This is a genomic window from Mitsuokella sp. AF33-22 (genome assembly GCF_003475755.1).
Classification (GTDB): domain Bacteria; phylum Bacillota; class Negativicutes; order Selenomonadales; family Selenomonadaceae; genus Mitsuokella.
Window position 1 is genome coordinate 57,320 of sequence record NZ_QRQA01000013.1, and the last position, 11,527, is coordinate 68,846.

Consider the following 11,527-nt stretch of genomic DNA (forward strand, 5'->3'; position numbering starts at 1 on the left):
TTATAGTATAGCACAATCTCTATCTCAGAGCACGACCTCCCGGCAGGTCACGTCGAGCCCCGTGAAGTCAAAGAGCAGTGCCGTCTGACGCCTTGGCAGCTCACCTTCGCCCTTCAGCAGGGCGCACATATCGTATGGAAAAAACTCGATATGGTACTTGCCGCGCAGGTCGCGCCAGTTCCGGAACACGAACCCCGGCACATACGCCTGCGGCCGCTCACTGCGCCAGAACGGCGCCGTCACAGCCTGATGCTTCTCCATATCCCAGTGCAGGTACGCCGGCCGGATGCGCCCGCCATCGGCGAGCAGCGCGTCGAAGCGCAGGAGGCTGTCCATAAGCTCCGCCTCCGCGCCGTATGCCTCCTCACAGAAATCGCGCAGATACGCGTAAAGATTCTTCGTCGCATGGCCGACGCGGTGGAAGCCGCGTGCCTCCCACCAGTCCGTGAATTTCTGCCAGAACGCGAAGGCGTCGCCGTGCTCGCCTGTCTGCACGAAATACGCGGCCGTATGGCGGCAGCGCCCCGCGTTGTAGTAGTACTCAAAAACCTGTTCGAAGCTGTGGAACCAGCGAATCTCGCCGTACGTCAAAGCGTCGGATGCCAGGACCTCGTACGGTGCCATCGGCATATACCGGTAGCGGTAGGGCTTGACGAGCTCGATCATCGCGGCCCCCTTGAGAAATTTGAGGAAGCCCAGCTGCAGCATGTCGGCGCCGAGCGCATAAACGTCATTGAACGACCGGTGAAACGACGCCATCCCCTCGCCCGGCAGCCCGATGATGAGGTCGACGTGCAAATGCATATTGTGGAACGAAAGGATGCGCCGGATGTGTGCGGCGATCTCCTGCCAGTGGTTGACGCGCGAAACTGCCGCAAGCGTCGCCTCATTCGTCGACTGGATGCCGATCTCGAGCTGCACGCGACCACGCGGCATCTGCGCGAGTGTCTGCAGCACCTCCTCGTCGAGGTAATCGATGGCCACCTCGAAATGGAAATTCGTCCGCACCGAGGCAGGCAGCGCGAGGATGTACTGCAGGATGGGCAGGAAATGCGACTTTTTCGCGTTGAACGTGCGGTCGACGAACTTCACCTGACGCACGTCATGGCGCACGAATACCTCGAGCTCGCGGAACACGCGCGCAAGCGGCAGGAAGCGCACGCCTGCCGTCGCACACGACAGGCAGTACGCGCACGCAAACGGGCAGCCGCGCGATGTCTCATAGTAGAGGATGCGTTCCCTGAGGTCCGCGAGTTCCTGCTCCTCGTAGGCAAACGGCACCTGCGCAAAATCCGCGACCGTCACGGCCCGGCTCTCGTCGATTGAGCCGTCTGCGCGCCGCATCGCCACGCCTGGCAGCGGTCCCATGAGGCTGACCTCCCGCACCCGCGCTTTGGCAAAATCCACGGCCCGCAGCCTGTCGATGAGCGCCGGCACAGCCTCCTCGCCCTCGCCGCGCACGACGAAATCCACCATCGGGAACTCGCGCAAAAACGATGCCGTCTCATACGAAACCTCCGGCCCGCCGCAGATCAGGACCGTATCCGGCAGCGCCGCCGGCAGGAGCCGCAGGAGCTTCTTCACCATCTCGATGTTCCAGATGTAGCATGAGATTCCCAGCACGCGCGGCTGCCGCTCATAGATTTCCCCGAGCGCGTCGAGCAGCAGATGGTTGATCGTGAGCTCCATCACCTCGGACCCCGGCACGCAGGCCCGCAAATACCGCACCGCCAGCGACGTATGCGAATACTTCGCATTGACCGCCAGCCAGAGGATGTTCTGCTGCGATCGGCCCTGTTCCCGTTTCTCAAATTCCTGTCGTCCCTGCAATGTTCCGCTCCTTCCTCACAAAAAAGCCCGGGCATCCCCGGGCCACTTCTTTGAATCAAATGCCTCGCACACACGGCTGCATCAGCTATGGATGTGTACGTTTGCGCACTCCAGCGCACTCTTGATGACATCGTCCATATCGTAATACTTGTACTCCGCCAGACGACCGCCGAAAACAACATGGTTCTCCGCCTGCGCAAGAGCGGCATACTGCGCATAAAGCTCCTGGTTGCGCGCATTATTGACCGGATAGTACGCTTCCTCGCCGCGTTTCCAGTCTGCCGGATACTCGCGCGTGACATACGTGACCGGCTGCGTGCCGAATTCAAAATGCTTGTGTTCAATGATGCGCGTATATGGCACCTCGCGCTCCGTATAATTGACCACGGCCACGCCCTGATGGTTCTCTTCCTCAAGGCGCTCCGTCTCAAAACGCAGGCCGCGATACTCGAGCTGCCCGAGCTTGTAATCAAAATACTCGTCAATCGAGCCCGTATACACCACCGTCTTCGCAGCATCCCGGTAAGCCGCACGCTCTCTGAGATAATCCACGCCCGTGCGCACCTCGATCCCTTCAAGCAGCGCCTCAATGAGCTTGTTGTAGCCGCCGACCGGGATGCCCTGATACCGGTCATTGAAATAATTGTTGTCAAATGTATAGCGGACCGGCAGCCGTTTGATGATGAACGCCGGCAGTTCCGTGCAGCTCCGTCCCCACTGCTTTTCCGTGTACCCCTTGATGAGCTTCGTATAAATGTCCGTGCCGACGAGCGAAATCGCCTGCTCCTCCAGATTCCGCGGCTCTCCCGTAACGACCTTGCGCTGCTCCGCAATGATTGCCTTGGCCTGCGCCGGCGTCACGATGTCCCAGAGTTCGCGGAAGGTATTCATATTGAACGGCAGATTGTAGAGATGTCCCTGATAATTCGCGACCGGCGAATTGATGAAATTATTGAATGTCACAAACTGATTCACATACTGCCAGACATCCTCATAGCTCGTGTGGAAAATATGCGCACCGTATTTATGGATGTTGATGCCATCCTTCTGCTCACAATACACATTGCCGCCCGCATGCGCCCGGCGCTCCAGCACCAGCACCGACTTTCCCGCCTGCTTCGCCTCATGTGCAAAAACCGCCCCAAAAAGACCGCTGCCAACCACCAGATAATCGTACATCGTCCTGCCTCCTCGACACAAAACACATTCTTGCCAAACTCCGAACATTATTTTTTCATTATACCATACTTCTCCGGAAAATTGGCCGCCTGCTTTCTCTGCATGTCCACAGCCCTCATCGCCGCGGTGCGAATTCCCGTTCCGGGACTTTGTCACCAGGGCTGCGGGGTCATCGGGGTGATGACGCCGAAGGTGTAGCCCTTGGCTTTGAGGATGCGGATGATTTCCGGCAGGGCCTTGACGGTTTCCTCATGGCCTTCGGAGGAGTGCATGAGGATGATGGCCGTGTGCTGTACGGCTGCGCCGTTCGTCTGGTTATCGATGTTGTCGATGAAATCCTGAGCGACCGGGTGATTCGGGGCGGCGTCGGCTGAGCTGATATTCCAGTCGTGCTCGACGTAGCCGTTGGCCTTGAGTGCGGGGGCATAAGCGGATGTGAAATTGCCGATGACGCCGCCCGGTGCGCGCAGGATGAGCGGGCGCACGCCGAGGATGCCGTAGATGATGTCGTCGGTCTTTTCCATCTCGGCGAGGAAGCCCTGCACCGAGGGGTAAAGCTTCTCGTATTTGTGGTCGTAGCTGTGATTACCGATGGCATGGTGCTCGGCGAAGATGCGCTTGAGCACGTCAGGGTGAAGCTCGGCATGCTGGCCCGTCACATAGAAGGTTGCGGTCACGCCGTTTTCCTTGAGGATGTCGAGGATGGCCGGCGTGTTCTTGTCGTCCGGACCATCGTCAAAGGTCAGGTAGGCCACGCGTCCCTCACGGTACGGCTTGAGCTCGGGCAGCGTGGTCGTCAGGCCCTGCTGACGCCGCATGGCGAGCGTCTTGTTGTCGTAGACGGGCGTGCGGGGATCCGATTGCTGCAGGTTGGAGAAATTGTCACTGGCCAGCGCACAGGAGAAAGCCGTCTCCTCTTCTGCCGCCCCAGAAGAACTGGAAGAACTGGAGGAAGCCGCCTGGTCTCCGCCGTTTGACGCGCAGCCGCCAAACAGCAGGAGGCCCATAAGAGCCAGTCCACCGAGCAGGGCACGCAGCCCGCCGGCCGTCTGCCTCAGCGGCAGTTTTTTGCCGCCCTGTCCGGCCCGTTCGTTTCGCGCGCTCTCTTCCGGGAATGATGCTTCTTCTGTCCTGTCCAAATGCTTCATGCTTTTCCTTCCTTTTTCTGTCTTTTCCTGTCGATTCCTGTCGTGTGCCGGCTGCACGGCCGCAGCTTCACGGCTCGGCCTTGGCCCCCGCCTCTTTGCTGCCTGCCGTCTGATTATCGGGAACCTGTGCGGCAGGCAGGTGCATCGCCCCGTAGACGCGGGCGAGCTCGGCTGCGTACTGCTGATGCATCGCGTCGAGCTTCTGCACGAGTTCTTCGCGGGCCTGCAAAAGCGCCGACTGTTTCTCATTCTCGGCCCGGGCGCTCAGGAGAGCCAGCTCCTGTTCCTGCTGGGCTGACTGCGCTGCGAGGCGCTTCTCCATGGCCTGCCGGTCTTCTTCTGCGCGCTGCAGCTGCTGTTTCGTCTCACGGTGTGCAGCCTTTTCCTGCTGCAGGGAGCTTGCGAGCTCCTGCAGCTGCACCCGCGCGGCTTCCTCTTCTTTGGCGTGCTGCCGGCTGGCCGTAAGTTCCTGCTGCAAGCTCTCGACCCGCGCGGAGAGGAGCGCCTGCAGCTGTTCCTTATCGGCGAGGACGGCTTCGTGCTCCTGCCGTTCCTGCTGCAAAGCAGTCTGCAGCGCCGTCAGTTTTGCCTGAATTGCATCATTCGCTTTTTGAAGCTTCTCCTGGGCAGATACGGCTTCCTGCCGGCTCTCTTCGGCCTGCCTGGCCTGCTCGCCGGCTTCCTTTGCCTTTTCCTGCGCCTGCTCGAGTGCGGCTTCCTGCGCGGCGAGGCGGCGCGCATACTCCTGGCGCACGCGCTCCTCGGTATTCGCGTTGAGCTGCAGCGCATGCGTGAACGATGCCGACAGCTGATTGAGGAGTCCCTGGAATTCCTTGATCTCCGCACCGCGTTCGGGCAGCGTGCCGATGGCCTTCTGCTGCGCATAGAGGTTCGCCAGCGTCGTGAACGTCCCGTCCCAGGTCAGCTCAAGCTCCTCGCAGATTTTCTGGAGGTTCTGGATGGTTTCCGGCTCCAGCTTGTACGTCTTGACTACGGTCATGATTGCGATTCCCCTTCCGTGCTCAGCAGGGCTTGCCCTCCTTGAAGCGCTGCATCATCTCATTCGTCAGGCTCCAGTCGTCCGGCTGCAGGATGACTTCCTCGGGGCCGGCCCAGAGGGCGCGGCTGAGTTCCTGCTTGTCCATGTGGATCTCGGGCGAACCGTCGAGGTCGCAGTAGAAGCCGGCGAGGATGTCGGCCGCACTGCCCCAGGGCTGCGATTTATAGTAGCGGATGTTCTTGACGTGCAGGCCCGTTTCCTCCATGACCTCGCGCTCGACCGTCTCCTCAAGCGTCTCACCGATCTCGGTGAAGCCGGCGATCAGCGCGAAAAACGGCACGTCGTAGCTGCGCGCGTATTTCGTCACGAGAATCTTGCCGTCATGCAGCACGCCGACGATGACAGCCGGATTGATGCGCGGGTAGATGATGTTCCCGCAGTGCGGGCAGCGCAGGGCGCGTTCCTTCGTGTCGAGCTCGGTCGGCTGGCCGCAGGCCCCGCAGAAGCGGTTGGCACGGTACCAGCCCGAGAGATGCAGGGCCGTGTAGAAGGCGTAGAAGCTCGGCAGCTTGGCTTCCTTGCTGCTGCGGATCGAGCGCACGGGCTCAAAGGCAAAGCCTGCCGGGATGGGCGGCTCTTCGTGGCCAAGCAGCAGGAAGAAGCTCTTCTTGCCGATGGTGAAGAGGTAGACGCAGTCGTGCGGGTGGCCGAGCTGCGCAAACGTCGGGAAGAGCTTGCCCTCGTCCTGGCGTACGAGCACGTCCTTGCCGCGGAAACAGAACATGACGCTGTCGTCTTTCGGGACCGCGTCCGGCTTGTACTGGTTATCGAGTTTTTTCGGTGCAATATCCTGGATCATGAAGAAGTTCCTTTCGTCAATTCCGTTGTCATGCCTGATAGAACGGGCGCGTTTTTTCCTCCCGCACGGTGGTCGGGCCCGAGTGGCCCGAGAGCAGGATTGTCTCATCCGGCAGCGTGAGGATCTTGTCGCGGATATTTTGGAGCAGCGTCGCTTCGTCGCCGCCGTACATGTCCGTGCGGCCATAGCTGCCCTCAAAGATGGAGTCGCCGACAAACGCGACGCCGTCCTTTGCCGTGTAGTACATGGCGCCGTCGGTCGTATGGCCCGGCACGGGGATGATCGTGAGGTCGCAGGCAGAAGTTGCGGCGAGCGAGACAGTGCTGTAATCGGCAAGATACGTCACATCCGAGAGGGTAATGGGTGCTTCCGTCTGCGCCGAGAGGTTCCAGACGGGATTTTCCGCATAGGCGCGGCCGTTTGCCTGCATGCAGACGGGGATATTCAAGGCCTTTCGGATTTCCTCGACGGCGCCGATATGGTCAAAATGGCCGTGCGTCAAAAGAATGCGCTCGATGATGAAGCCCTTTTCACGGATCATCTCGAGCAGCTTGCCCGCCTGAGCGCCCGGGTCGATGAGAAAGCCGTGCTTCGTTTCGTTATCGATGTAGAAGTAGGCATTCGTCGGAATGTACTTCATGACCGTTGCCTGTAAAATCATGTCACGCCTCCCCTTCTTCCGGCGTCAGGCCGTAGATGACATCAAGCAGCTGTCTGCCGCTTTTCGTGCGGAAGACCTTCTCGCGGAAGGCGCGGATACCCTTTTCGGAAAGCTGGTCCTCGTAGGCATTGACGAGGAAGTCGGCTTCGAGCAGGATCTGGTAATCCGGGCCATCGACGCCCTGATACGTGTGATGATGGCCGATGAGGAAGCAGACGCGGTCGATGAACGCAGGCACAAAGCCGAGTTTTTGCAGGAGCTCGCGCGCTGGAGCCGGCCCTTCCTTTTCCTGATAGATGCCAGCCGAGCTGCCGTACTTTTCCTCAGCGGCATGGATGCCGATATCGTGCAGGATGGCGGCAATCTCAAGCAGGCGCTGCGTATTATCAGGCAGCCCTTCCCGTTTGCCAAGCAGCGAGGCATAGGCGTATACTTTCAGGAAATGCTGGATTCTCCTGGCATCGCCATGGTCAAAGGCAATCATCGCCGCAAGAACATCCTCGACGGCTGCCCCCTGCGGCTTCTCGTTATCGATTTTATTTGATTCGTATTCCATCATCTATGGCCACTTCCTTTCCTGGCTTCCTGGCGTCCCCTCCCCGGGGCGGTCAATTGTCACTGGTTGCGTGCAAGAATTCCGCTACGAGCGACTGGCGCAGACGCTCATAGAGCTCCGGGGCGCGGCCGCCGACAGCCTGGCCGTCGATATGCGCGACGCGCAGGCAGAAATTGCTCGAGCTCGTCACGAGGACCTCGTCGGCCGTAAAGAGCGCTTCTTTATAATACGGTGTCTCGCTGACGCCGATGCCGAGTTCCTTGCATTTGCGAATGAGATGCGCGCGCGCGATGCCCGGCAGGATCAGCTCGTCGGCCGGCGCCGTGATGAGCTTGCCGTCCTTGAGAATATGGCAGTTGCTGTGCGCACACTCGGTAACGCGGCCATCATGGCGGTAGAAAATCGTCTCCTCACAGCCCTGCCGTTTCGCATGCTCGGCGGCGAGCACCGACGGGATGAGGTTCAGCGTCTTGATGTTGCAGAAATAGAAGCGCTTGTCCTCCTCTGTGATCACGTCGATGGGCTTCTCACCTTCGTTCCAGCTGCTCGGGAACAGCATGACCCAGAGATTGCCGGGACCTGGTGTGAACGCATGGTTGCGCAGGCCCGTGCCGCGCGTCACCTGGAAGTAGACGAAGAGATCGCCCGTATCAAGCTTGTGCACGAGCTTGTCGAGGAGCTGGCGGAGTTCCTCTTTCGTCACGGGCATCACGATATCCAGGAGCGCCGCGCTGTTGAAGAAGCGGTCGATGTGCTCATCGAGGGCAAAGACATGGTAATTGCGGCTCGGCGCGGCATCGTAGACGCCGTCGCCAAACCAGTGTGAACGGTCATTCATCGGGATCGACATCGCGTCGAGTTCCCCGATCTTGCCATTGTAATAGCCTAAGGTTTTCAAGAGACTCCCTCCTCAATCTCTGCATCAGCGGGAACCCCTCCTGATGCAAAACTTACTCAACATAATATAAATACGCGCCGCAAGGCAATTTTCCTGCCTGCGGCGCGATTCTTTCTCATCATGCGTGCATGATAGGCCCATCCTGCCGGGGCTCAGGCGGCCTTTGATGCTGCCGGTGCCTGCTGTTTCTGCTGGAGCTCGGAGAAGCCGTAGTCGAGCAGGGCAGCCGCCTCGCTGAAGCGCGTGTCGTCGCTGTCGGAATGCATGACGACGACGAGAAGCTCCGTATCGCCGCGCTTTGCCGCCGCCGTCAGGCAGCCGCGTGCGGCGCGCGTCCAGCCCGTCTTGACGCCCGTGCAGCCGGGGTACGTATCGAGCAGCTCGTTGGTGTTCTCGCAGTAAGCCGTGTGGCCGGCCGGGCGGATGTAGTAGATGTTCTTCGCCTCAGTGCCGACAATCCTGCGGAAGGCCGGCATCTTCATGCCGTAGCTCGCGATTTTAGCCATGTCGCGCGCCGTCGAATAGTGATTGCTGTCCGGCATGCCATTGGCGTTCACGAAATGCGTGTCCGTGGCGCCGAGCGCAGCCGCCTTCTCATTCATGAGCGCGGCAAAGGAGTCGATGTCGCCGGCCACAGCCTCACCGACGGCCGTGGCCGCGCCGTTGTCGGAAATCATCATCATCTGCTGCAGCATGTCGGCCATGCGCAGTTCATAGCCCGGATAAAGTCTCGTGCATTCCACATCGGCGGCATTGTCGCTGACCGTGACGATCTGGTCGGGACTCGTGCGCTCGAGCGCGAGGATGCAGGTCATCATCTTCGTCATGCTGGCCGGGTACTCGCGTTTATCAGCGTTCTTCTCGTAGAGCACCTCGCCTGTCTGCTCATTGACGACGATGGCCGCATCGGCCGTGATGTCAGGCGCTGCAGCCAGTGCGCAGGCCGACCAGATGACGAGTATGGCTGCACTCAGCACGGCGGCAGCCAGCCGTTTTGTTAAATATCTCACGTTTTTCCTCCTGTCAAAAACGTCCGGATGAAATCCTGTTCATTCCGTTGCCTCTACTATGATAGCATAGATGCGAACGGCCTTCAAATCCAAGACCAGCCCATAAAAATGCCATTTTCTTCACCGAAAAATACCACTCATATGGACAATATACTAATAACTTTCGGATATTTATACAGTTGAAACGCATTTCAACCGGCTTCTCTTTATGATATAATAAAAAACATGGGTAATTCAATCAATACTACCATATAAAAAAATTGCAGAAAAGGAGGCTGTCATATGCGAAAAACCAGGACCTCAAGTGAGCGTCAAAAAGAGATTTTCCAATTCATCAAAGCATTCTTGCTCGAAAAGGGATACCCGCCGTCCGTGCGGGAAATCGGCAAGGCTGTGGGACTGAAGTCCAGCTCGACGGTGCATGGATATCTGGCACGCCTTGAGGCCAATGGGCTCATCAAGCGTGACCCGACGAAACCGAGAGCCATCGACATCCTCGATGAACGGCCGTGGGGCAAGAACATCCCGGTGCCGCTCATCAATTCGGAGGCGGCGGACAAGTCCATCCTCTCGGAGCAGAATGTGCAGGAAATCTTTTCGTTCCCGCAGAATCTGCTCGGGACGCAGGATAAGCCATTCATGATGCGCATGCTGGATGGCAGCATGAAGGATGCGGGCATCGCCCAAGGCGATCTCGTCATCATCAAGAAACAGGAGTTTGCCGACGACGGCGACCTCGTGGCGGCCATCGTGAACAAACAGGCGACGGTGCGTTGTCTCGTGCAGGATGAGGAAGGCATCCATCTGGAGGCCGCGGGGGAAGAACCTGCCATGACGAAGGGGAAACGCATCACAATCCTGGGCCGTGTCATCGGTCTTTACCGCAGATTCTGAAGCAAGCACTCATACCCAGGCACAAGGAACCAGAAGGGTTCTGCCGCATCTCGCAGCCCAGCCGGAAGTTGACTCGTTTTTATTGATTCCCTTGTACCATCAGCAGACCCTGCCCTATCCCTCTGGCAACCCGTCACGACCGAAGAATAAAAAGGAGAGAAGCACCTTTGCGCGCTTCTCTCCTTTTTATGTGCACGTTTTATGTGCATGACATGGGCAACAGGCAAGACCCATGGATTTATTTGCGGCTGGCGTCGCAGTCGAGCACGGCCTGAGCGGCGCCGAGGATGCCGATGACGGCGTGCTCAAAGGTCAGGCCGCCCTGCAGGTAGACGTTGTACGGCGCGCGCAGCGGCCCGTCGGCGCTGAACTCGATGGATGCACCCTGCACGAAGGTGCCGGCTGCCATGATGATCTTGTCAGCGTAGCCCGGCATATCCCAAGGCTCCGGCGCCGCAAACGAATCGACCGGCGAATATTTCTGGATGCCGCCGCAGAATGCGATGAGCTTTTCGGCCGAGCCGAGCTCGATGGCCTGGATGATATCGCCGCGCACATCGGTCGGCAGCGGCAGCGTCTTGTAGCCGAGCTTGGCGAACATGCCGGCCGCGAAGAGCGCGCCCTTGATGGCCTGCGAGACGACGTGCGGCGCGAGGAAGAAGCCCTGGAACAGCAGGCGGTTGTTCGCGAGGCTCGCACCGAGTTCGTCGCCCATGCCCGGAGCCGTCAGACGGTAGGAGGCGAGCTCCACGAGGTCGCTGCGGCCAACGATGTAGCCGCCCGTCGGCGCAATGCCGCCGCCCGGATTCTTTATGAGGGAGCCCGCCATGATGTCGGCGCCCACCTGCGTCGGTTCCTGGCAGTCGACGAACTCACCGTAGCAGTTGTCGACGAAGCAGATGCAGTCCGGCTTGATGCGGTGCACTTCGGCCGTGATGGCCTCGATATCCGCAATGGAGAGCGGATTGCGCATGCTGTAGCCGCGCGAACGCTGGATCTCGACCATCTTCGTCTTCGGCGTGATGACGTTCCTGATGCCCGCCATGTCGACCCTGCCGTCGATCATCGGCAGTTCGTTGTAGAGCACGCCGAATTCCTTGAGCGAGCCCGGGCTCGGATTGTCGTAGCCGATAACCGTCTGCATCGTGTCGTACGGCTTGCCCGTCAGCGAGACGAGCTCATCGCCGGGGCGCAGAATGCCCAGGAGCACCGTGGCCAGCGCATGCGTGCCTGAGACGAACTGCGAGCGCACGAGCGCGCGCTCGGCGCCAAAGACCTTGGCATAGAGTTCCTCGAGCTTGCCACGGCCGATATCGTCATAGGCATAGCCCGTCGTCGTGTTGAAATGGGCGTCGGAGACGCGGCATTCGCGCATGGCGGCCAGGACCTTCAGCGTGTTCTGTTCCGCCACGTCCTCGATATGCGCGAAGAGCGGCTTGGCTTCCTGCAGGACCTCCTGCTTGAGGTCCAGGATCTGTTTTGAAAATGTCAA

General features: G+C 59.5%; 11 protein-coding genes. 1 reads left to right on the forward strand and 10 read right to left on the reverse strand.

Going from position 1 to position 11,527, the window contains the following annotated elements; translation table 11 throughout:
* Positions 1 to 24 precede the first annotated feature (24 nt).
* The 9 genes from DWZ54_RS09205 to DWZ54_RS09245 form a co-directional block, all read right to left on the reverse strand.
* Entirely contained in the window at positions 25 to 1,830 is a 1,806-nt protein-coding gene (locus tag DWZ54_RS09205) for a B12-binding domain-containing radical SAM protein (RefSeq protein WP_118475747.1), read from the reverse strand.
* Between the two features lie 81 nt (positions 1,831 to 1,911).
* Positions 1,912 to 3,009 (reverse strand): UDP-galactopyranose mutase, encoded by a 1,098-nt coding sequence (gene glf / locus DWZ54_RS09210; protein ID WP_118475748.1) that lies wholly within the window; start codon positions 3,007 to 3,009, stop codon positions 1,912 to 1,914.
* A 152-nt stretch (positions 3,010 to 3,161) separates the two neighbouring features.
* The gene (locus tag DWZ54_RS09215) at positions 3,162 to 4,157 is read right to left on the reverse strand and encodes a polysaccharide deacetylase family protein (RefSeq protein ID WP_233541671.1); all 996 of its coding nucleotides are present in this window, start codon (positions 4,155 to 4,157) and stop codon (positions 3,162 to 3,164) included.
* A gap of 67 nt (positions 4,158 to 4,224) precedes the next feature.
* Positions 4,225 to 5,157 carry a hypothetical protein gene (locus DWZ54_RS09220; RefSeq protein ID WP_118475750.1) on the reverse strand — a complete coding sequence of 311 codons (933 nt, stop codon included), beginning with the start codon at positions 5,155 to 5,157 and terminating at the stop codon, positions 4,225 to 4,227.
* 22 nt (positions 5,158 to 5,179) lie between these two features.
* Complete coding sequence (nudC, locus tag DWZ54_RS09225) at positions 5,180 to 6,016, reverse strand: NAD(+) diphosphatase (RefSeq protein WP_118475752.1); 837 nt, start codon at positions 6,014 to 6,016, stop codon at positions 5,180 to 5,182.
* Positions 6,017 to 6,044: 28 nt separating this feature from the next.
* Complete coding sequence (locus DWZ54_RS09230) at positions 6,045 to 6,677, reverse strand: MBL fold metallo-hydrolase (RefSeq protein ID WP_118475754.1); 633 nt, start codon at positions 6,675 to 6,677, stop codon at positions 6,045 to 6,047.
* A gap of 1 nt (position 6,678) precedes the next feature.
* Entirely contained in the window at positions 6,679 to 7,236 is a 558-nt protein-coding gene (locus DWZ54_RS09235) for an HD domain-containing protein (protein WP_370245767.1), read from the reverse strand.
* A 49-nt stretch (positions 7,237 to 7,285) separates the two neighbouring features.
* Positions 7,286 to 8,131, reverse strand: a complete 846-nt coding sequence (locus DWZ54_RS09240; protein ID WP_118015407.1) for an aminotransferase class IV — start codon at positions 8,129 to 8,131, stop codon at positions 7,286 to 7,288.
* 152 nt (positions 8,132 to 8,283) lie between these two features.
* Positions 8,284 to 9,141, reverse strand: a complete 858-nt coding sequence (locus DWZ54_RS09245) for a D-alanyl-D-alanine carboxypeptidase family protein (RefSeq protein ID WP_118475756.1) — start codon at positions 9,139 to 9,141, stop codon at positions 8,284 to 8,286.
* A 282-nt stretch (positions 9,142 to 9,423) separates the two neighbouring features.
* Between DWZ54_RS09245 and lexA the strand changes: the two genes are divergently transcribed.
* The gene (gene lexA / locus DWZ54_RS09250) at positions 9,424 to 10,035 is read left to right on the forward strand and encodes a transcriptional repressor LexA (RefSeq protein ID WP_118475758.1); all 612 of its coding nucleotides are present in this window, start codon (positions 9,424 to 9,426) and stop codon (positions 10,033 to 10,035) included.
* 238 nt (positions 10,036 to 10,273) lie between these two features.
* Here the strand turns inward: lexA and DWZ54_RS09255 are convergent, their stop codons facing one another.
* The gene (locus DWZ54_RS09255) at positions 10,274 to 11,527 is read right to left on the reverse strand and encodes a methionine gamma-lyase family protein (RefSeq protein ID WP_118475760.1); all 1,254 of its coding nucleotides are present in this window, start codon (positions 11,525 to 11,527) and stop codon (positions 10,274 to 10,276) included.